The sequence below is a fragment of the Microcoleus sp. Pol11C2 genome (assembly GCF_036701505.1).
Lineage (GTDB): Bacteria > Cyanobacteriota > Cyanobacteriia > Cyanobacteriales > Microcoleaceae > Microcoleus.
In genome coordinates, this window is record NZ_JAUBQX010000021.1 from 48,280 (window position 1) to 68,611 (window position 20,332).

General features: G+C 45.8%; 17 protein-coding genes and 1 CRISPR repeat array (1 of these 18 cut by a window edge). Of the genes, 6 read left to right on the top strand and 11 right to left on the bottom strand.

Translation table 11 applies throughout. The features are described 5' to 3' along the window. A CRISPR array of direct repeats spans positions 1–734; the repeat unit is 37 nt; unit sequence GTTGCAATCAACCTAAATCCCTATCAGGGATTGAAAC (it extends 745 nt beyond the left edge of the window). A 123-nt stretch (positions 735–857) separates the two neighbouring features. Both QUA42_RS14290 and QUA42_RS14295 read left to right on the top strand, forming a co-directional pair. Beyond that, positions 858–2,258, top strand: a complete 1,401-nt coding sequence (locus tag QUA42_RS14290; RefSeq protein ID WP_333137845.1) for a DUF2157 domain-containing protein — start codon at positions 858–860, stop codon at positions 2,256–2,258. 98 nt (positions 2,259–2,356) lie between these two features. Next, positions 2,357–3,055, top strand: coding sequence for a GDYXXLXY domain-containing protein (locus QUA42_RS14295; RefSeq protein WP_333137846.1), 699 nt, complete (start codon positions 2,357–2,359; stop codon positions 3,053–3,055). A 127-nt stretch (positions 3,056–3,182) separates the two neighbouring features. Here the strand turns inward: QUA42_RS14295 and QUA42_RS14300 are convergent, their stop codons facing one another. After that, the gene (locus QUA42_RS14300) at positions 3,183–3,404 is read right to left on the bottom strand and encodes a hypothetical protein (RefSeq protein ID WP_333137847.1); all 222 of its coding nucleotides are present in this window, start codon (positions 3,402–3,404) and stop codon (positions 3,183–3,185) included. Positions 3,405–3,423: 19 nt separating this feature from the next. Between QUA42_RS14300 and QUA42_RS14305 the strand changes: the two genes are divergently transcribed. After that, positions 3,424–4,545: a hypothetical protein gene (locus tag QUA42_RS14305; RefSeq protein ID WP_333137848.1), complete on the top strand. Its 1,122-nt coding sequence runs from the start codon at positions 3,424–3,426 to the stop codon at positions 4,543–4,545. A 350-nt stretch (positions 4,546–4,895) separates the two neighbouring features. On the opposite strand, the gene QUA42_RS14310 is transcribed toward QUA42_RS14305, so the two are convergent. Beyond that, a complete protein-coding gene (locus tag QUA42_RS14310) occupies positions 4,896–5,228 on the bottom strand; it encodes a class I SAM-dependent methyltransferase (protein WP_333137849.1) in 333 nt (110 codons plus the stop codon). Positions 5,229–5,482: 254 nt separating this feature from the next. On the opposite strand from QUA42_RS14310, the gene hemH reads away from it, so the two are divergent. After that, entirely contained in the window at positions 5,483–6,646 is a 1,164-nt protein-coding gene (gene hemH / locus QUA42_RS14315; RefSeq protein WP_333137850.1) for a ferrochelatase, read from the top strand. Positions 6,647–6,840: 194 nt separating this feature from the next. Here hemH and QUA42_RS14320 read toward each other — a convergent pair whose 3' ends face one another. Further along, positions 6,841–7,452, bottom strand: a complete 612-nt coding sequence (locus tag QUA42_RS14320) for a DUF4126 domain-containing protein (RefSeq protein WP_333137851.1) — start codon at positions 7,450–7,452, stop codon at positions 6,841–6,843. Positions 7,453–7,758: 306 nt separating this feature from the next. On the opposite strand from QUA42_RS14320, the gene QUA42_RS14325 reads away from it, so the two are divergent. Beyond that, positions 7,759–9,045: a Glu/Leu/Phe/Val dehydrogenase gene (locus tag QUA42_RS14325; RefSeq protein ID WP_333137852.1), complete on the top strand. Its 1,287-nt coding sequence runs from the start codon at positions 7,759–7,761 to the stop codon at positions 9,043–9,045. 455 nt (positions 9,046–9,500) lie between these two features. On the opposite strand, the gene QUA42_RS14330 is transcribed toward QUA42_RS14325, so the two are convergent. Continuing rightward, complete coding sequence (locus QUA42_RS14330; RefSeq protein ID WP_333137853.1) at positions 9,501–9,701, bottom strand: helix-turn-helix transcriptional regulator; 201 nt, start codon at positions 9,699–9,701, stop codon at positions 9,501–9,503. A 150-nt stretch (positions 9,702–9,851) separates the two neighbouring features. Here QUA42_RS14330 and QUA42_RS14335 point away from each other — a divergent pair, with 150 nt between their 5' ends. Beyond that, complete coding sequence (locus QUA42_RS14335) at positions 9,852–10,178, top strand: hypothetical protein (RefSeq protein ID WP_333137854.1); 327 nt, start codon at positions 9,852–9,854, stop codon at positions 10,176–10,178. A gap of 14 nt (positions 10,179–10,192) precedes the next feature. Here QUA42_RS14335 and nrdJ (QUA42_RS14340) read toward each other — a convergent pair whose 3' ends face one another. The 7 genes from nrdJ (QUA42_RS14340) to QUA42_RS14370 all read right to left on the bottom strand — a co-directional run. Continuing rightward, on the bottom strand, positions 10,193–11,260 hold the full coding sequence (nrdJ, locus tag QUA42_RS14340; protein ID WP_333137855.1) for a ribonucleoside-triphosphate reductase, adenosylcobalamin-dependent: 1,068 nt from the start codon (positions 11,258–11,260) through the stop codon (positions 10,193–10,195). Between the two features lie 244 nt (positions 11,261–11,504). Further along, a complete protein-coding gene (nrdJ, locus tag QUA42_RS14345; protein WP_333137856.1) occupies positions 11,505–12,749 on the bottom strand; it encodes a ribonucleoside-triphosphate reductase, adenosylcobalamin-dependent in 1,245 nt (414 codons plus the stop codon). Positions 12,750–12,957: 208 nt separating this feature from the next. Continuing rightward, positions 12,958–13,245 carry a hypothetical protein gene (locus QUA42_RS14350; protein WP_333137857.1) on the bottom strand — a complete coding sequence of 96 codons (288 nt, stop codon included), beginning with the start codon at positions 13,243–13,245 and terminating at the stop codon, positions 12,958–12,960. Between the two features lie 163 nt (positions 13,246–13,408). Continuing rightward, positions 13,409–15,571, bottom strand: a complete 2,163-nt coding sequence (locus QUA42_RS14355) for a DUF4394 domain-containing protein (protein ID WP_333137858.1) — start codon at positions 15,569–15,571, stop codon at positions 13,409–13,411. Positions 15,572–16,146: 575 nt separating this feature from the next. Next, positions 16,147–17,817 (bottom strand): hypothetical protein, encoded by a 1,671-nt coding sequence (locus tag QUA42_RS14360; RefSeq protein ID WP_333137859.1) that lies wholly within the window; start codon positions 17,815–17,817, stop codon positions 16,147–16,149. Positions 17,818–17,894: 77 nt separating this feature from the next. Next, positions 17,895–18,848, bottom strand: a complete 954-nt coding sequence (locus QUA42_RS14365) for an ABC transporter ATP-binding protein (RefSeq protein ID WP_333137860.1) — start codon at positions 18,846–18,848, stop codon at positions 17,895–17,897. Between the two features lie 181 nt (positions 18,849–19,029). After that, the coding region (locus QUA42_RS14370; protein ID WP_333137861.1) for a leucine-rich repeat domain-containing protein at positions 19,030–20,332 on the bottom strand (1,303 nt) is incomplete at its 5' end.

Below are 20,332 nucleotides of genomic sequence, written 5' to 3' on the forward strand. Positions count from 1 at the left end.
CAGGGATTGAAACTAAAAAAGCTCTATGCCACGCTTTCTACACTGATTAAAGCCGCAATCAAACTAAAACCCTATTAGGGATTGAAACGCAACCTCACCCGGCTCAAAATAATAAGGCAGTCTGGTTGCAATCCAGCTAAATCCCTATCCGGGATTGAAACTCCCTATGCGGCTATTGATAAACCCCTCTACGGTTGCAATCAACCTAAATCCCTATCAGGGATTGAAACTCGGTGGAGTGTGGGCGATCGTAAGTGGTCGCTAGTTGCAATCAACCTAAATCCCTATCAGGGATTGAAACCAGTTGTAATAATCTGCGATTTATGGGCAGCTTTTGTTGCAATCAACCTAAATCCCTATCAGGGATTGAAACATCAATCGGCTAACAACTTGAATGAAATAATTGATAGCGTTGCAATCAACCTAAATCCCTATCAGGGATTGAAACGACGATTTCCAGGATACGATCAATACAATGGATGTTGCAATCAACCTAAATCCCTATTAGGGATTGAAACACGCCAGCAGTTACGCTCAGCGTTTAGCGTCTCGTGTTGCAATCAACCTAAATCCCTATCAGGGATTGAAACAATTTCCCAATCCCAGAACCCTTACATTTTCCCGGTGGCAATCAACCTAAATCCCTATCAGGGATTGAAACAAAGATTTTACACGCACCATCAAAAATAAATCAATCGTTGCAATCAAACTAAACCCCTATTAGGGATTGAAACTAACCTCAAAACCCAAAAAAGACTTTTGTGCTAGTTCAGCAGGTGTCCCAGCCTCCATCGACAATCAACCCACAAGTGACATATTAAAAACTATCACAGTTCAAATCCTCTGGAATATCAACAATGATTTCAGATAAATTTCGGCGCGAGTTGCGAGAACAAGCCAAACTCTGGCAAGCAGAAGGACTCATCGACACTTCATTCTACCAACAACTTTCCGAACGCTACCAATTCAACACACTTGAAACCGCCTCCCGCAACCGATTCCTCAGCATTCTGATGAGTCTCGGCGGCATTCTCCTCGGTATAGGAGTCATCACCTTTGTAGCGGCCAACTGGCAAGTTTGGTCGCGAGAAGTGAGAGTCGCGCTGCTGCTAAGTCTTTTCGTAGCAGTCAATGCAGCAGGTTTCTATCTGTGGCGAATTCCCCCATCCCGAAGCCAAAACTCCAATCTCAATTTGCCCATAACAATAGGGCGAAACAAACTCCTAGGTGAAGGATTGTTGCTGTTAGGAGCTCTGATTTTAGGAACCAATATGGCATTGATGGCGCAAATGTTCCACATTGGCGGTTCTTCCTACGGACTTTACCTTGCTTGGGGAATCGGCGTGCTCGGAATGGCTTACAGTTTGCGGTTGACTTCCTTGGGCGTTTTGTCCGCACTTTTAGTCGGTTTAGGCTATTGGCTTGCCGTGTTAGATTGGTCTTCCAAAGTCGAGTTTTCTTGGCTGGAAGTTTTGGTGCGGCAAATGCCGATCGCAGCCAGTATAATGTTTGTGCCGCTGGCTTATTGGTGTCGATCGCGTGCTATTTTTGCCATAGGTGCGATCGCGATAATTTTCTCCCTACAAGTTTCTATCGTCCAAGGGTTAAATCCAAGCTGGGGTGCTGCAATTTTTTGTGCTTTACCGCCCGCTTTGCTGTGGGGATACGACGATGAAATCTGGCCGAAGGTACACAGGAAGCTGTTTCAACCTACCGCCCGCAGTTTAGCATTGCTATTTCTCGCCAGTGTATTTTATGTTCTTTCTTTCCACTGGTTGTGGCAAGATTCGCCGAATCCTGCCACAACTGAGCCCGATTGGGTTTTGCTGGCAAATGTGGCTGTTGTGGGCGGTTTCACGGTGTTTGAGTGGCTGCGTTTGGGACGTTTGGAACTGCGGCGGCCAAAACAAAAAGCAGTGGATTTGACTACAAGTGCGATCGGCATTTTAATCCTCGCCAGCGCCTTTATACCACTTCTTCACCTCAGTTTTACTCCCATTCCTCAATTAGCGACTTTTCTGTTCAATGTTTTATCATTTCTGCTCGCTGTCGGCTTAATCCGAGAAGGTTTAGCATTAGGAAAGCGCAAGACTTTTTGGGGAGGCATGGTATTAATCACCCTGCAAATTATCAGCCGAGTATTTGAATATAACACAGGATTGTTGCTCAAATCTTTTGTCTTTGTATTATGCGGAATTGGCGTAATTGCTGCTGGTTTGTGGTTCGAGCGCCACTTCGCAACAATCCCCGATGAATAGAAATTATTCATCTCTCTCTTCTCTAACTCAGCGGCCTCTGCGGTCTCTGTGGTTTAATCATTCCGAAACAACCCTAAACAATATAACCCATACCTAATATGAACAGCGACAACATTGACTTATTAGTTGAAAATCCAGATACAACAAATCTGTTTCAGCTTCCCCCAGAAGCAAAACGCCTTCCCGCGTGGAGGCTGTGGGTTCCTTTACTCTTGCAAATCGGACTAATTGCCGCCGTACCCGCTCCCGCAGTTTACACTTTTATGACTGGCAAAACAGTTGTCCTGCAAACAGCACCAGTAGATCCTTACGACTTTTTGCGCGGATATTACCAAGTTTTGAGCTATGATATTTCCGAGCGCACAAATCTGCAAAAACTCCCCGGCTGGAAAGATTTACCTGCAGAAAAAATATATTGTCCGCCCGGAGTTGTTTGTCCACAAAATACACAGAAGGTCAAGCCACAAACCAGTTTTTATGTAATATTAGAAGCGCCAAAAACCGCGCCTAATCCCGGCCGCCCCCAAGCTTGGAAACCCGTCCGCGTCAGTCTAGAAAATCCCACCAATTTGCCCGCCAATCAAATCGCAATTAAGGGCAAATATAACGGTTGGCAGATGGAATACGGCTTAGAAACTTATTATATGCCAGAGGATGAAAGGGAAAAAGTCAATCAGGAGATTAGCGAAGCTCAAAGGCAGCAGCGACAATCATTTTTGGTAGAAGTAAAGGTTGACAAAACAGGCCATGCTGTGCCTGTGAGTTTGTGGGTGCGCGATCGCAATTATCGATTTTAGCTGATATTTTGCACCATTGTCAGCAACAGGCTTTTGGACCTGTTCCACAAAATATAAATTTTCTTGTGGAACAGACCCAAAAGCCTGTTCCTAAACAAGTAATTGAGAATGGTGCAAGATATGAGTTTTAGCCAATCACGCCAAAAGGTCGATCGGGCTTTTGGTCTAGCTTTGAGTATTTTAGCTTAGGGATGGGGCGGCTGGTGGGCGATTCCCTACCGCAACGAGCTCGCACCCGCGTTCGGGATAGCTTCGCTCGCGCGGACATTTCAATTGCCGATAACCCAAGAGAATCTATTAAGATATATAAGACTTGTGCAAATCTTGCCAATTCAAGGGCGCAAGTCATGACTCTACTGGAGCTTCTCATGTTAGCCGAGCTAATCTCTGCCAGACGAATACTCAAGACCAAACTCCTCGACTTCTTAGGACTTCCCGAAAATTGCCAAGACCAAACCGATCATCTCGTCAACCGAATTGTATCCCTGCTAGAAGCAAATCCAGCCGAACAAGAAAGATTTTGGGAGACATTCAAAAGTGAATTAGCGGTCGATCCCGTTGAATTAGAAGCAATGCTCAAGTGTTCGCCAGCAGAACGCCAGCAGTGGATTGAACAAGACAAACTCCCTATTTTAGAATACCGCTCTTTCCGCAAATCAGGAATCCATTTAGAATATCCCGTTCACGACAGAAGATTCATCTTAAGTCTAACGCCAACCGATATTAATAATTGGCGCAAAGAACCCAAAGGGCTGATTAAAAATAATCACCAAATACCCACCCCAATCAATACAGAAAAGCCAGAAGAAAACGAACAATCGCGATTAGCTTTTAGTTCAGCTTGGGAAAAAATCATTGCCGACTGGAAAGAACAAGGTTCGGCGGAAATTTCAGCAACCTTCCAGCTAGCTTACTGGACAGTTTGGGCGTCGCGCTGGGCCAAAGAAAATCAGCTCAACAGCTTTAAAGCAATTAAATATAAGGAAGTATACGAAACTCACCAGCAGGAATGGTACCAGCGAAAAAATCAAGCTGTCAAGTTACTGATTGAAATGCCTTACGCCATGCTTTACTTCTACCGTCCGGCGGATGCTGACAAATTATATCTCGAACTGTGCGACGACCACGAGGAAATGATGAAAGATGCCTACTATTGGGACAAGTGGGATTTTTTCTATCAGAACCGCAAATTGGTAAATAAGTGCCGCGAATGCGTGTACTCAGAAACCAAAGATTATTACTCGCTTTACTATCTCGAAATCAAAAGCGACAAGTTTCCCGATTTTAGTTTTTCTTTCCACACGCCGTACCCAATCGGCAGAAAATTTTTGCCGCATCCAGAAACGCTGCCTTATGTAGATCACGTAGAGCAGGACGGCATTTTTCGCTTTGGCCGCCCGCTCCTGGAACAAGAGAAAGCTATTCACACAGAAAAGGATGTATTGCTCAAGTTTGAGGCGGCTTTGGCAGAAGCAAAAAAGTTTGTTTAGTTAGGAGTCATGAGTCATTAGTAGACTTATTGCCGATTTTTTTTGAGAGGGAAACCGCAGATAAACGCAGATGCTTTTCCCGATTGTTTACAAGGAAAGGCAATTGTGTCTACCAATGATTGTTGACGAATGATATCAAATTTGTTACGCTTGTAATTATTCAAATATCTCTTCTATTTATCTGCGTGAATCAGCGTCAATTCATTGTCATTTGCGGTGAATACATTCTCTCTTTTTGACCGCAGATGAGAGCAGATAAACACAGATTAACGCAGATTAATTAATTAGATAAATTCCGGTTGCACCATCGGGAAGTGTTGACTATTGACTGGATTTGACGCCCGACGATGCTACCGGATTTGATATGACTTTTGAACTTGGATTACTTGAATGCTGCCGCCAGCATAAAGTTTGGGTTGTTGAGTTTTTTCGGAATTGTACGATCGCAATCCCACCTCTGCCAACAAACTCCCTAATTCAGTTTCAGTCTCAAACAACCACAAAAATACAGCCAACCCTCGCCTAAATACCGGATTTGTATGCCGATGAAAATCTACCAAAATGAATAGACCACCGGGCTTGATCACGCGGTATACTTCCTGAAAGATTTGTCGCAATTGCGCCCGTTGCATTTCGTGCATCGCAACGCTGCTGTTTACTTCGGTCAAACTGACAGTCGGCAAAAGCTTCTAAATAATAATTGGCTGATGGTAGATTTTTCCTTGCCCGTTGTGACCCAAACGAGTATGGCCGCCTACGCTCAAAGCAGCCAGACGCGCGATCGCAATCCTAGAGACACTGATACCGATAACTTAAATCTCTAAAAATTGTTGCCATAGTCAAAATTATGTATACCTTGCTATCGACTTAAGATATTATTAAGTTATATGATAAAGATAAGTAACAGAACTGAGACGATGGGAGAGCTGTAACCGCTATGGGTCGTGTGGGAGTATTGCTATTAAACTTGGGCGGGCCAGATCAAATCGAGGATGTCCGTCCTTTCCTGTTCAACTTGTTTGCTGACCCGGAAATCATTCGCATTCCGTTTCCGTGGATGCAAAAACCGCTCGCCTGGTTGATTTCGACCCTGCGCTTTCAAAAATCCCAGGAAAACTACCGCCAAATCGGGGGCGGCTCTCCTTTGCGGCGAATTACCGAGGAACAAGCCCTAGCCCTGCAAGAACTCTTGCAAGAAAAGGGACAGGACGCTCGAGTATACGTCGGGATGCGCTACTGGCATCCTTTTACCGAAGAGGCGATCGCCAAAATTAAGCGCGATCGCATTGAACATTTGACAATCTTGCCGCTGTATCCTCAATTTTCCATCAGCACCAGCGGTTCTAGCTTCCGGCAGCTAGAAGAAATGTGGGGCAAAGATTCTGCCCTCAAGGATATACAATATACCGCGATTCCTTCTTGGTATCAGCGGCCTGGTTACATTCAGGCAATGTCGGAACTGATAGCCCAACAACTAGACCACAATCCAAATCCCGATCGAGTTCACATCTTTTTCAGCGCTCACGGCGTCCCCCTCAGCTACGTAGAAGAGGCTGGAGACCCCTATCAGCGCGAGATTGAAGATTGCACTCGTCTGATTATGGAACATTTGAATCGATCAAACGAACACACTCTAGCTTATCAAAGTCGGGTTGGCCCAGTGGAATGGCTCAAGCCTTACACCGAAGACGCCATTACCGAATTGGCAGAGAATGGAGTCCAAGATTTGTTGGTAGTTCCGATTAGTTTTGTTTCCGAACACATCGAGACTCTGCAAGAAATTGACATGGAGTATCGAGAATTAGCAGAAGAATCGGGGATTAAAAATTTCTACCGAGTGCCCGCCCTGAATACTCATCCGGTGTTTATTGAAGCCTTGGCCGATTTAGTCATCGAGTCGATCGAATCTCCCAGCGTTAAATTCTCTGATGTTATACGCCCTTCCAAGATAGTGAAAATGTACCCTCAAGAGCAGTGGGAGTGGGGTTTGACCACGGGGGCGGAAGTCTGGAACGGTCGTGTGGCAATGATTGGTTTTGTGGCACTATTGCTGGAGTTAATTACGGGTCAGGGCCCGCTACACTCGATCGGATTGCTTTAAATTGCCAGTTGACAGTTGACTGTTGACAGTTGACTGTTGACTGTTGTTACACATGACTAATGATATCCAATCCGTTGGGATCGGAATTCTTCATCTCTCTCTTCTCTTCCTCAGCGCCCTCTGCGGTCTCTGCGGTTAAATCATTCCGAAACAACCGTAAACGATATCACTAATCACCAATAACTAATCACTAATTAATCAGGATCGCGCTTGCGGCGGCGGGGGTTTCCCCTATCGCCCGGTATTCCCTGACTTTTGTACCAGCGATACCACTCTTTAGAACTGCGAATTGCCAGCCACAGCAGCATCATCGCCACTAACCCTCCCTGCCGTGGTGCGTCAAAGGCAAACAAAACCAAGGAAATGCACAGAACATCTTGGAGGAAAATCACCCAAATCGGCAAACCCCGCAGCCGGTAAAACCATCCTGCTTGTACCAGTTGCAGCACTAAAGCCAACAAACCTCCGACAATACCAATTATCCACAGCATCCAAGGGTGAGCAATAATTTCGTCGATCGAACTTACTTGAGCGATCGAAATTCCCATAATTGCTCCTACAATAGGGCTGAAAATAATTTGCACAATTTGCAGTACCCGCTGTCCTACAAAGGTTTTAGAAGCAAATAACTCTAACAGCGACCAACTCACCAAGATGGTGATAGCCACCTGGGGGGGAACCCCCGACAATAGAGGTATTTCCGACCAAAGTTTGTCAATCCGCAACAAACCAATTAACAGCAGGGGCAGGGCAATTCTCATACCCCCTGCCGCAGACGCAGAGAGTGCGGCTAGGAGTCCAACCATAATAATAATTCAGTTTCTAACGTCAGCTACAGCCTCGATCTATTTCAGAATTTAATTCCCCTGATGGCTGCCAGTGATTTGAGCGATCGAACTCAAATTGCGGCTTGAGCTTAAATATCACTCTCTATTGTAAGTGTATCTGCTTAATGGCTGCTTGGCACTGCGATATTGTCGAGCGACACAAGGCAGTTTGTGAAGAGTTGACCCTTGACAGTTGACAGCATTCAACCAGGATTGTGATTAAATTAGCTTAAGCACTCGAAGCCTTCTTCTCTCTGACAACAGTCAACACTCAACTAACTTCTTATGTCTGAATCATTATTTGCCGATGCCAGCCGCCGATTAGAACGAGCCTTAAAATATGTGTCCCTTTCTGAGGATACGATCGAAAGGCTGAAACACCCCAAATCCAGTTTAATTGTATCGATTCCCGTGCGGATGGATGACGGTTCCCTGCGAATTTTTCAAGGTTATCGGGTGCGCTACGACAATACCAGAGGCCCGTCTAAAGGAGGAGTGCGCTATCATCCGGGAGTATCCCTTGATGAAGTGCAATCCTTAGCATTTTGGATGACTTTTAAATGTGCAGTTTTGAACTTGCCTTTTGGAGGAGCAAAGGGCGGAATTACTCTCAATCCCAAGGAATTGTCTAAACTGGAATTGGAACGGTTGAGCCGGGGCTATGTGGATGCGATCGCAGATTTCATCGGCCCCGATGTCGATATTCCCGCCCCGGATGTGTACACCAATCCCATGATTATGGGTTGGATGATGGATCAGTACAATATTATTAAGCGTCAGCTTTCTCCAGCGGTGGTGACTGGAAAACCAGTGACAATTGGCGGCAGTTTGGGCAGAGATACGGCAACAGCAATGGGTGCTTTTTTTGTAGTAGAAACTATCTTACCCAAATTTGAGCTAAATCCTCCAGATACGACTGTAGCAGTACAAGGTTTTGGCAATGCAGGTGCCGAAATAGCTGAACTGCTGTGGAAAGCAGGTTACAAAGTTGTTGCTGTCAGCGATTCCCAAGGGGGAATTTATGCTAAACAAGGGCTGGATATCCCCAGTATTCGAGGCTTTAAAGATTCTAACAAAGGTATCAAAGCCCTTTACTGCGAAGGTTCTGTTTGCAATATTATCGAACACGAAATCTTGACAAATGAGCAACTTTTAGCATTAGATGTAGACGTGCTGGTTCCAGCCGCTTTGGAGAATCAAATAACAGAAGCCAATGTTAATGATGTTAAGGCTAAGTTTATTTTTGAAGTAGCTAACGGGCCGATTGATTCTGCTGCTGATTTGATTTTAGAAGCAAGGGGAATTCAGGTAATCCCTGATATTTTAGTCAATGCCGGAGGCGTAACGGTTAGTTATTTTGAGTGGGTGCAAAACCGCAGCGGACTTTATTGGACGCTGGAGGAAGTCAATCAGCGGTTGAAGCATAAAATGGTCGAAGAAACTGAGGCAATTTGGAAAAAATCTCAGGAATTTTCAATTTCCATGAGAACTGCGGCTTACGTGTACGGGTTAAATCGACTCGGAGAAGCGATGAATGCGAAGGGAACGCGGGATTATTATGTGAACGGTTGAGAAAAGTGCGGTAAGATTGCCCCATCGCACAATCTTGCCGCACTTATTCGATAAGAGCGCAGTCTACGAACCGACTTGGCAAAACTTGGCTCTGAATTGGGGAATTTTAGGCCTGCACGCCGCAGTTTATTTGACCGCAACATTGGTGCTTTAAAAGACGAAAGATGTTTTTAAATAGAGATTTTACATAGAGAGAAATGTGTTAATTTCTAGGAACTACTTTATGGTACAAGACCCGCAGTTATGATGTAGGGGCAATCACCGGAGGATTACCCCGACCAAACACCATATCGGGAGGTCATGCGTAAGTCCGGATCTTGCACTTTTCTCAATCAATCGCCGCTGCACAATACTGACATTCTTTTTTAAGAGGGGAAGAGAAGAGACGATCCCACTTTTTGATTAGAGATTAAATAGGCGCGATCGCTGTTACTTTTGCTATTGCTTAGTTTGGGTTAATCTACCAAATCGTCTAAGGACAGCTTCAGGAGGTCGCACAATACTTTCGTCTGTTCGAGATAGAGTTTTGGAAGATGTCTACCAGCTTCCCAATTTTTCACAGTGGTTGCACTCACGCCCCATTCATCCGCAACTTGCTGCTGCGTCAAAGAAAGCGATTGGCATCGTTGTTTGAGTTTTTGGGCCACACTACTCATTAACTATCCAATTTCAGAATTCCTATGGTTAAGTTGACTTAACCACAATTCGTAGTATGAGAGGAGAACATCACATTCGTCAGAAAGCCAGTGCGTCCCGGCTACCAACCTATCAGCACTGCCTCCCATACGTATGGAGACAAGTTAATTATGTCTTACAAAGAACGACTTTACCATTGGGTGCTGGTTCGTTTGTTGCCCAAAATGCAGCGGTTGACAGTTGGTCAGTTCCGCACTCGATCGATAATTCTCAAAGAACCCCTTCCCGGACACGGGGAGGAAGCCAGATTATTTTTTTTGGGGATAAACAATTTTGACTGTAAGGGCGATCGCACTCTCACCCCTGAAAAGCGATCGCCCGTCTCACCGCCAAACAGCGATCGCCTCTTCTCCAAAACAGCCTCAATCAAGGCTTTAGCATTTGTGTGCAACTCAAAAAAAAGAAATCCCCAAAGCCAGGGGATTTCTCATAGTTAAGCCGATCGCTAAATCTATTTAGTCTCCGGCATCAAACACTTATCGGAATCACAGCCCGCCGGCCCCGAATCCATCATTTCACCCAAGTCATAGCGACTTAGTGCCGCATGAAAAACATCAATTTCGCGGCGCGCCAAAGTCTCTTCCACCATCTTGGTGTAAGTTTCCTTGTTGATCGGTTCAAATGGCAAACGCGGGAAAGTTTCAAGAGCATCAAATCGAGCTAAAAGCGCTGCGGAAATATAGCCTTCATCATCGCGAATCGCCTCGTAAATCCTAGTGCCAAAACTTTCTACTTCATTTTCCCGCAACTCAATAGTCGCGCTGGTGTTATGCCGCACGTAGAACTTTTGCACCTGCATATAAAAGTCCATTTGTGCCGCCGCTGAGAATTTGTTTATTTCAATTTCATCAGCACCGGGTAAATCAGCCCAACTTACCGCAACAGGTATTTCTACCAGCCATTCTGTACAGCGTTCATCGAAGGGATTGTTCAGCAAATTGCCGTTTTCATCTTTGTCAGATTGAGACGGAATCACGTTGTATCCGTAGTCGATGCAGGCGAGGGCTACAGGGTCGTTTTTGCCGAAAGTGATGCGGCGAATGAAACGCTGGGCTTTCGGCGGATGCCACCCCGGCGAAGCACCTGTCAGCAGAGATTTAGTACCCGATGGTTGAACCGTTGTGCAGCGATTTGGGCGTTTTAAGGAATGGCGATCGCAATAATCCCATACTACCCGATTGACAATCTCCCGCCAACCACTCAAATACTCTTCTTCCCGCTGTTTAAAAGCGATTCCTTGCGGAGTTTGCGGGCGGCCTTCCACCCACCAGCGCAGCCACTCAACGCCAAAAGCATGAACGAAGAAATCGAACAATCCCGTGAAAGATACGCCGACAATCGGGTCTAGTTCGCGGCTGTATTGATAGCGGGGTTCAAGAAATTTGTGATTTAGAAGTACCGCGACAGATAGAGCCGCAGCCCTGAAAGCTTCCTCCTGTTCTTTGAAGTTGTAAGGGTCAATTTGATTGAGGTGAACTTCTGCCAAATTACAGTGAAAATTAGAGCCTATGATTTCCATTTTTGTTACCCTAAAGGCTTTTTATCCTTTAGTTCTACAGATTCAATTTTCCCTGTAGATCGGCGTACTTTTTCATCTACTTTAGCTGTAAATGCCCCGCACTCTTGCCAGGATTATATTCTTCTAGAAAGAAGGTTCACCCGGTACGCTCTACGGTGGTAAAGGACTTTTAATTCCCTTACTTACCTCGGAATTAACATCTCAGTCTTCTCCGATTTTGCGAGGTTTTTTACGTGAGGCAAAATTACTTACCACACGGGTTTAAGCCCACACGGACTAACCGATGCTCTAACTCGCCAGCAGTCATATTAGGATGGCGTTCCTGCAACCACTCTTTAGCTTTTCCTTCGTCGTAAGCTTTCAAAAACTCACTTCTAAGGCTCGGTGTTGAAAGTAAATCAACGTTAGATCGAGCTACAGCTTCCCCGGCCCATTGAATCGCACCTTCGCCGCTGTAATACTGTTTGCGGACAGCATCAATACATTCTTCTAGTGTAGGTTTGGTATGGAAAACTCGCGTATGGTTGGCCATCCGAAGGGCATCGCGTTCTGGATCTATTCTCCAGTTGCCGCTTTCATCTTGTTGCCACAAATTATTTTTAGCATTTGCTCCGAGTTCGTCATCAGCATAAAACTGACGCATTCCGGCAGATCTTCTAATGTTTCCAGCAACAATTGTCACCGCCGCTTCATCTATCAACACGCAGCATTCAACTGAATTTAACTGCCGCCCGAAAGCTTTATTCAAAATAGCGGCGCAGCGCTGATAAAGGTCGGGCAATTTCACCGGATTTGCTACTCCGCCAAAACCTTTTAAAGGTTCTCCCACCGGGCGAACGTCGCTCAAATCGATAAATACTTGAACTTCTCCTGCAAATCTTTCATCTGTGGATAATTCTAGCAAAGTTTGATAGGATTTTACCCAACCTTGGCGAGAATCTCCGACATAAATAGTTGCGGTTTTTTCTGCAATTTTTACTTCGGTTTCTTGACGGCGCAACTGGGCGGGTGTAGAGCCGATTTCGCCTTGCATGGTTAGGGTTAAACGGTTGCGAATCGGCGGCAGTTGGTTGATATATTGTGGTTCCAAGACTGCCCCTGTGCCGCAGCCCATCATTGCCAAATCCATCAACAAACCAAACGAACGCCAGTCGAGAATATTTGTTGAGGAGCAATTATATGCGCCGGAAAAATTCTCTGGTTGTTCGATCCATTTGCTACCACCTACCCACAGCCAGCGGCCTGAAGCGAGGGTTTTGAGCTGGTTTTGCATCCGGTGCAGCAGTTGTGTTTCTTCGGGGGTGAGGTTTCCCAGCTTTTGCAGCCCTTTGACTGTTCTCGCGCACACTTCGGCCCAAGTCTCCCTTCCCGTCTCGGTACGGCGACTGTAAGTCCTGAAAAATACTGGATTGGCTGCGGGTGCTGTTTCGGGGAAATCGGACAGGTTGCGTTTCTCGCGGGCACTCGATCGCTCTAATTCTCGAACCATAGGTTGTGTACTGACGTGTCGGAATATATCAACAGACTACGAATATACAACAGGATTCAGATTTAGGGTAAAAGGTTAATATATTTGACAATTTGCACTAGATATGGGGCACAGAAGTGTACAAGCTCGATCGGGCGATCGGCCCAAAACTTGACAAAAAAACCCGATTTCTTCCTGAAACCGGGTGCATAGCAAATCTTGTCAATTGTCAATCCTTTGTCAATAAAAACTCAATATTGGGTAACAGCGGGTCTTGAACAACCCCTACACCGTTAAAGCCCCAACGTTCGAGTAGCTTTTTTACCTGAGAACCGGAAATCGATTCTACTCCGAATCGATCGGCAACATCAACAGCGTGGGCGTTGAGATAGCTCAAAGCGTCATAGTCTTCGCGAAACATCAGCAGGTAACTCACTGCCGCATCTGGATTGGGATTCGCGGACAGATATTTGCCGTCACTGCGGGAACGTAACAAGTAAAAAACTTGAGATAACATATTATCTTGGTTGGCAAAATAATATGTTACCTCAAATTGGGAATTTGGAATTGCCCAAACGATTTTAGACTGACAATTTCAGATTGTAGAAAAGTTGAGTTACTTTCAAGTTTATACCTAAAAAGTACATAATTGATGCCTAAAATCGCTGGGAATCTAGCAGTTAAATCAAAGTCAGTGCTAAACCTTTAATCCCTCGCCCGTCACCAATTTGACCGACAATCGAAGCTTGACCGGTGGTCAAATTGATATTGTATAGGCTGGAAACTCCCCCAACTTCGATCGCAGCCAAAGCCGTCTCGTTACCGCCAACACTCCTGATATCAAAGCCGAGAACGGTACCAGCATCAATTCCCAAAGACCCGATCGTATTCAACACCCCATTATTCGGCGGATCTTGCCGCACCAAAATGTCTAAATTGGTGTCAATTGCAAACAGTGTCGTCGAAGCTGCCCCTGCAAAGTTATTCACATACGCAGCAGCAGCCGCCGCGCCGGGATTGCCAAAATTGCGATCGCCCGCAGCATAAGCCAAATTCCCGTCGAGTTGAATTCCCCCCGTCAGGGTGTCAAAATCTACAAGTGCCCCAGTATCCGGGTTGAGGCGGGCGTTTTGACCGGCTTGATTGACAAACCGAATTCGATCGACTGTCGGATTGAAATCAAAACCCGCAGCCCCCGGAGTTAGGGGAACAGCAAACTGTCCGCTACCGACTGAACTTGCTTGCCCAGTCACCGGATTGATCGCGTACAAGCGATTGCTAGAACCCACACCGTAAAGCAAACCGTTAGCGGGGCGAAAATCTATTCCCAGCAAACTTTCTCCCGGCTGCAACCCCGTAACTGCTGTGTCACTGAGAATCGCCCGCGGTCCCGCCTCATTAAAACCGACAATTGTTTCAGCGCCATTTCTGACAGTTAAAGCGTAAGCTGTAGGCAAAGGCAAAGCCAAACCGTTAATCTGTCTCCCGTCGGCAATTTGACCGACAAAGGAAGCTTGACCGCTACTTAAATTGATATTGTACAAGCCGGAAATGCCACCAACTTCCAGCGCCGCCACTGCCACCTCGCGGCCGCCAATACTCCTGACATCAAAGCCGAGAACGCTAGTAGCATCAACTCCCAAAGATCCGATCGTATTCAACACTCCATTATTCGGCGGATCTTGGCGCACCAAAACATCCAAATCGCTGTCAATTGCAAACAGGGTTGTGGAAGTTGCGCCGGCAAAGTTATTCACATACGCAGCCCCAGCAGCAGCCGGAGAACTTCCAAAATTGCGATCGCCCGCAGCATAAGCCAAATTCCCGTCGAGTTGAACTCCCCCCGCCAGCGTGTCAAAATCCACAAGTGCCCCGGTATCCGGGTTGAGGCGGGCGTTTTGATCGGCTTGATTGACAAACCGAATTCGATCAACCGTCGGATTGAAATCAAAACCCGCAGCCCCCGGAGTTAGGGGAACAGCAAACTGCCCGTTACCGACTGGACTTGCTTCCCCAGTCATCGGATTGACAGTATACAAGCGATTGCTAGAACCCACACCGTAAAGCAAACCGTTAGCCGGCCGATAATCAATTCCCAGCAAACTTTCTCCCGCTTGCAATCCAGTCACGGGCAAATCTGAGATCACACTTCCCGGGTTGGAAAGACTAAAACCGACAATCCGATTAGCAGGAGTTAAAGCATAAGCCGTTGTCCGCGCTGGAGGCGGGGGGTTGGGAACAACACTGCCAATATTATTAGTGAAACTTGCCTGGTTAATCGAACTTTGTCTCACCCCTCTGAGAGTAGCGAGAAATTCTCCTGTTACCCGGTCTTGAATAACAGTATCGTTTCCAGCTTCCAGAATATTCAAGTCGCTAAAACTGAGACCTTCCCCCAAACCGATTAAATCTGTACCTGGTACAAAATCGGCGATCGCGTCCGCATTTGCCAGACTAACACCGCCGCTGGTACGACCAGGATCGGCCTCAGCGTAGCGCCTCAAAACAAATAGGTCTGCCCCGTCTCCGCCTATCAGGACATCAGTATCTCGATCGCCAGACAAAACATCATTGCCGGAGTTGCCCGATATGGAATCGCTGCCTTTTCCGCCCACTAAAAAATCGTTACCTTCTCCGCCGTTAATAGTGTCGTTCTCTAAATCTCCAAATAGCGAATCCTGACCTAAATTGCCTTCAATTAAATCGCTTTGCTTACCTCCATAAATGCTGTCATTACCAGAGTTTCCGGCAATGGTGTCATTGCCCATCAAACCAAAAATCAGGTCATCTTCTGGAGTTCCTGCTAGCAAGTTTGCTTGGGCGGTGTCTCTAATTTCTGCCATGTTCTAATTACCCTCTAAATTTGATACTTCTATTGCCTAACGGCGGCGGTATTCTCAGTCAAAATATCACAAAGTCGCACTTTTAGGATAGTTTTTCTTATTTTCGGCTTTAGGGGTGGGTTGCCATAAAAGTATTACACGCAGCTAAAATGATATATAAACCTGCCCCCAAATTCCAATAAACCCACTCCTAAATACAGATCACTTAGGCGTATTTTATAGTTGGCTGTGTAGCCAAGGGCGAGCGCAGCTCAACTGCAAACAGGCAAGCTGAAATTTTTAAGGGTGCGAACCCATGAAATTTTGTAGTGCGTTCATTAGTAATATACGCTGACTCTATAATTTTGGATCTGTCCAGTCAGAAATTATTTTTCAACTTTAATCTTAAAGCCTGCCAAGGTGGGCTTTGTCTGTGTAGCAGCGACCACCATTGCTCAATATAAAGTAGATTATAAATGTGGAATTGGCATAATAAGTTACTTGAACAGTCGTCTGAAGAGGAATTAAGCTTTCAGGCAGGGGTTTAAATCCCTGCCTGAATCGGAGTTTCACGTTTAATCCCTTCCCCAGCTTTTTCAAGCTTTCAGCAGTGCTTTAGAAGCTGATTGCCCTGCGAGTCTCAGTTGTGACCTCAATTTGAAGTTCAACAAAACCAAGACAGTCCACTGACTGAGTATGGATAGCAAAATCGTATTTCCTGACACGGGTGCCAAAGACGGCAACAACCAAACGCCAAGAAATGTTGAACACAACCACAAAAGAGGAGCTTTTTCTGGGGTGAGCAATAGCATAGATAAAATCACAGATGGCAACAAGATAGCGCTGCCGACTGTCCCGACGGCCCAAATTTCCTGATTTCTGGTTTTTGTAAATAGGAATAGTTGGGTGATGCCTGCGTAAATTAGGATAAGATTCAGGCAGAGGATTAGACCCCAAAATCCATTTTTCTCAGGTTTTTCCAACAGCGCCCAAGGTGTTAAAATTATTACTGAGCTGAGTAAATTGATGGCGATCGCAACTACAGCCGGACTTTTATCGCTCCAAATTAAATCGAGTAGTGGGTAACGTCGCCACAGCTTCTGATTGCTGGGAACAATTTGTTTCCGATACCTCGCCCAATCGTACAATGATTGTCTGTCAGATGTTAAAGCTGCAATTAAAGCTAAGAACATCAGCAAATTCAAGATAAGTAAACAGAGGAGATTACCGTTGCCTGCTGGGGGGTCTGATTGGAGTGCAAACCCTAAAAATATTACCTGACAGCAGATAACTAGCAAATAACTTTGCCGCTTGCTCAAAACTGTAGCGCTGGGATTTGGAAAGCGGCGCTGCCATCCCTGCCACATCCAGTAGGTTCCTGTACCACAAACCAAGAGACACAAAGCAATGCCACTCGCAATATTTGTACCCACTGGCGAGTAAAACCATTGCAACTTGTCTAAGTTTTCAACTAACGAATCGAAATCAGTTTTATCAACTCGAAAAAGCGGATATCTCAGGATAACAAGGGGAGACAAAAAATGTAACACATCCCAAGCAGCTCGCGTGAGCGGGAGCCAAGAAATCCCAAACACAACAAAAACCGTAGCGCTAGCCAACCAAGGTTGAAATCCTCCCAACCAACTGGTTGTCAATCCAAATAGCATCGCACCGCTGTAAAATAAAGCACAGCTAGCTGCAGCGGCTGTGTAGAAACATAAAATTTCATTCAGGGGTATTTGGGCGGCTAATCCAGCGTACAAATGCAGCGGTACTGTCAGAATTGCTGCTAGATAAAGTAAAATTGGGACGCCCAGAATTTTGCCGAGAAAAATTGTTTTGGCAGATTGGGGACTGAGGCGAATAAAGTTGAGGGTGCCGCGGCGTTCCTCTTTGTCTAAGTCGCTGACCAGCAGATAAGTCCCTGCTACTAATAAAGCTAACACGCTCAATATGCTCAGCAAAATGAATATCTCTAGCCACCAGTTGGGCCAGTCAATGGCAAAGTTGCCCAAGGCATCTCTGACGCACTGTTTCTCAGAGGACTTGGCAGTCTCTAAGCAAAATCTGTGATGGATGGGATAAGTGTAGTTGCCATTAGCAGGGGGAACGGGTATCTGGGCGCTGAAATACATCCACAGCAGCAGTTGAGCGCTTAGGGAAAGGGCAGAGGCGATCGCCATATTGCCAGTATTCAAGCGGCCTTTGATTTCTCGAAATAACTGGGGATTCCAGTTGCCTATTTTGTCTAGTAAGTGGAGTGTCATTGGTTATTCGTGATTAGGAATGGGTGACGACTTAGTTATAACTCACTGTTTATTCTGGTAAACCGGAAACGAGCAAATTATGATGCTTGCTGGTGTCCCATCTTGAGGAAGATGGTTTCTAAGTCTTCTTGAGTGCAGTGGAATTCGGTTAGGGGAATGTTGGCGGCCACGAGTTCGCGTAATAAATTTGCGGCATCTTCCGGGCTTCCTGAAAAATCAACGCACACCTGTTGAGTTTCCGGGATTATTGCCCAATTTTCCACCCAAGGAAAGTTTTTTAATGCGGATGTTAGCGCTTCTAATTTATTTCCTAAAACCGACATGAAAATTTGCTGGCGGCTGAGGCGTTTGTAAAGTTCTTGTAACGGTGCGCTTTCGACCAGATATCCGAGTTCCATGATACCCACCCAGCTACAAAGTTCGGCTAAGTCGCTGAGGACGTGAGATGATATGACTACGGTCATGCCGGCTTCTTGCAAAACTTTGATAATTTCGCGGAACTGCATTCGGGCGATCGGATCTAAGCCAGAAACCGGTTCGTCTAACAACAACAATAGCGGTTCGTGGATAATAGTTCTCCCCAAACTCAGGCGCTGTTTCATCCCCCGCGACAGGGTAGAAATTAAACTGTTGCGCTTGTTGGTTAGTTGCACGAGTTCTAAGACGGAGTTGATTCGCTCTCGGCGGCGCGGTTGCTGGAGGTTGTAGAGTCGGGCAAAATAGTCTAAATAATCCCAAACAGTCAAGTCGTCGTAGAGGGGAAAGTCGTCGGGAAGAAAGCCGATGCGCTGTTTGAGAATTGGGTGCGATCGATCGCGCAATAACCTATCCCCATTGATGTAAATTTCCCCTATAGTCGGTTCCTCAGCCGCCGCCAACATCCGCAGCAAAGTAGTTTTGCCGGCACCGTTGGGGCCGATCAGTCCGCATACTTCGCCTGCTGCTACTTGCAAATCGATGTCATTGACGGCTATATGGCGATCGAATTGTTTCGTGAGTCCGCGAGTTTCTATTGCTAGTTGTTTTGCCATGTTTGGAGGGTGAATGAAGTTTTATCGGTGCATTCCTGGCAGGGAAATAGAAGTCTACAACTAGCCTAGCCCGTTCTTAAATGAATTGTCAGCCCCGTTCTGAAATTAAAAATTCAAACGCTTTTATATCTGCTATGCCCGAAGCCCACGAGCATTTAATTTACGTGAGAAAGGCTATATATCAAGTCTGCACGGAAAATTCCTCGGGATCGATATCCCAATTTACCCAGCGAATTGCCTCCCTAGCAGATGTCAGGTCAGGTGGAACTCTCAAAGCGTGAATGAATCCCGTACTCGGACAAGTCATTTTTAACAAATAAATCGGCTCCCAATTCCAGCCGTTATATATTTCTAATAGTGCATATTCCTGCCAACTATCTATTTGTTTTGCTGACAATTCTTGAATTATGCGCTCGTAACCAATTCCTTGAATTAACACTCGCTTCACTTCGGCATTATTTTCTGATAACAGCCATTGGGATTGCCATTGGTTCGGGTGTAGTTGACCGTATTTTTCAGGCAATCTGACGCCATGATAATAGTAAGAATTCCATCCATCCGCAAACTCAATAGCAGGTTCTGCTTCAGCGTGCAAGCGGTTTTGACTGTCAAAGCGCAGGTGGCGCGGGCCATCGCACACAAAGCAAATCTTTTCAAAGGAAAATATCCAACCGCAATGCTCGAAAAGCAGGTTTAGGGAGCGAAGTATTTCTTGTAGCTTTTGGGAAATATTGACGCCTGAAGATATATACAATTGGGTCAAATAGATTTCTTTAAACAAAGTCGTGGTGGTTTTACGGGAGATCAGGCCGTGATACTCGAAAAAATGAAAGGGAACAACATTCCCCATCATTCGTTCCCATTGCCCATAATAGCTTTGAGCGCATTCGGACATTAGCGAAGTCAGTGCGCTTTCTTCTACTTTGGACTCCATCGTCATGTTATCGAACTCATACTTCCACACCGCCGGACTTGCAAATTCTCCCACAGGGGGCCTCCATTTCTGGTCTAGCTTTTTCCCCAATCTATTGCTGTATTCGTCTGAGCAGTTTTGTGAATGGTCGTGTTTGAGCCTGTTGAAGATTTGGAAACAAACGTCGCGGGGACTGCTGCAAATAATAACGGAGGGTTCTTCTAGCCCAATAGCGGCATAGGCAACTTTGATGGCGTCTGTGGCTTTTTGACCATCAATTGGCGTAGTTGAGAGAGTAAGACGTTTCTGTGCGAGTTCGCCTAACACGCTGATATGGGTAATTTGATTCTTGTTGAGCTCCAGTGTTGTCAGATTGGTGAGCGATCGCAAGGCGCTGATATCGGTAATTTGATTGCTGTAGAGATACAGTGTTGTCAGATTGGTGAGCGATCGCAAGGCGCTGATATCGGTAATTTGATTGCTGTAGAGCTCCAGTGTGGTCAGATTGGTGAGCGAGCCGAGGAAGCTGATATCGGTAATTTGATTGTTGTAGAGATACAGTGTTGTCAGA

What these genes read in the sequence shown, in the direction of transcription:
- QUA42_RS14355 (WP_333137858.1), bottom strand. Translation starts at nt 15,571, where the DNA reads ATGGCAGAAATTAGAGACACCGCCCAAGCAAACTTGCTAGCAGGAACT.
- QUA42_RS14330 (WP_333137853.1), bottom strand. Translation starts at nt 9,701, where the DNA reads ATGAGTAGTGTGGCCCAAAAACTCAAACAACGATGCCAATCGCTTTCT.
- nrdJ (WP_333137855.1), bottom strand. Translation starts at nt 11,260, where the DNA reads ATGGAAATCATAGGCTCTAATTTTCACTGTAATTTGGCAGAAGTTCAC.
- nrdJ (WP_333137856.1), bottom strand. Translation starts at nt 12,749, where the DNA reads ATGGTTCGAGAATTAGAGCGATCGAGTGCCCGCGAGAAACGCAACCTG.
- QUA42_RS14300 (WP_333137847.1), bottom strand. Translation starts at nt 3,404, where the DNA reads ATGACTTGCGCCCTTGAATTGGCAAGATTTGCACAAGTCTTATATATC.
- QUA42_RS14305 (WP_333137848.1), top strand. Translation starts at nt 3,424, where the DNA reads ATGTTAGCCGAGCTAATCTCTGCCAGACGAATACTCAAGACCAAACTC.
- QUA42_RS14360 (WP_333137859.1), bottom strand. Translation starts at nt 17,817, where the DNA reads ATGACACTCCACTTACTAGACAAAATAGGCAACTGGAATCCCCAGTTA.
- QUA42_RS14325 (WP_333137852.1), top strand. Translation starts at nt 7,759, where the DNA reads ATGTCTGAATCATTATTTGCCGATGCCAGCCGCCGATTAGAACGAGCC.
- QUA42_RS14320 (WP_333137851.1), bottom strand. Translation starts at nt 7,452, where the DNA reads ATGGTTGGACTCCTAGCCGCACTCTCTGCGTCTGCGGCAGGGGGTATG.
- QUA42_RS14350 (WP_333137857.1), bottom strand. Translation starts at nt 13,245, where the DNA reads ATGTTATCTCAAGTTTTTTACTTGTTACGTTCCCGCAGTGACGGCAAA.
- QUA42_RS14365 (WP_333137860.1), bottom strand. Translation starts at nt 18,848, where the DNA reads ATGGCAAAACAACTAGCAATAGAAACTCGCGGACTCACGAAACAATTC.
- hemH (WP_333137850.1), top strand. Translation starts at nt 5,483, where the DNA reads ATGGGTCGTGTGGGAGTATTGCTATTAAACTTGGGCGGGCCAGATCAA.
- QUA42_RS14290 (WP_333137845.1), top strand. Translation starts at nt 858, where the DNA reads ATGATTTCAGATAAATTTCGGCGCGAGTTGCGAGAACAAGCCAAACTC.
- QUA42_RS14335 (WP_333137854.1), top strand. Translation starts at nt 9,852, where the DNA reads ATGTCTTACAAAGAACGACTTTACCATTGGGTGCTGGTTCGTTTGTTG.
- QUA42_RS14295 (WP_333137846.1), top strand. Translation starts at nt 2,357, where the DNA reads ATGAACAGCGACAACATTGACTTATTAGTTGAAAATCCAGATACAACA.